This is a genomic window from Paraburkholderia sp. SIMBA_054, from assembly GCF_046534875.1.
Classification (GTDB): Bacteria; Pseudomonadota; Gammaproteobacteria; order Burkholderiales; family Burkholderiaceae; genus Paraburkholderia; species Paraburkholderia hospita.
The window spans coordinates 1-237 of sequence record NZ_JAWRXV010001686.1 but is presented as its reverse complement, the minus strand read 5'-3'; the positions used below and the strand labels follow the sequence as shown (position 1 = coordinate 237).

Genomic DNA, 237 nt, shown 5'->3' with positions numbered 1-237 from the left:
AGCTCTGCTTCGCACGCCGATATGCTTGAAGCAGATCGACGCACGAAACTAGAGAGGAGTTTTTGAACCAGGCTTATTTCGTCAGGGCGGCAATGCGATCAAGCGCGCTTCCAAAACCTTTGAGCGAGACCTTGAAAGCGACTGGCAGGCTGGGTCCAAGTGCGGTGGCAGTGATATTGAGATTAGCTGCCGTCTTGAGCTTGCTGACCTGCTTGGCATCGAAAGAAAGTGGCGCCA

At 53.6% G+C, this 237-nt stretch carries 1 protein-coding gene; it reads right to left on the bottom strand.

Features of this window, described 5'->3' with window-relative positions; all coding sequences use genetic code 11:
• Window positions 1-73: 73 nt before the first annotated feature.
• A partial coding sequence (locus tag SB822_RS60835; RefSeq protein WP_410859617.1) for an invasion associated locus B family protein occupies window positions 74-237 on the bottom strand: 164 nt, incomplete at its 5' end.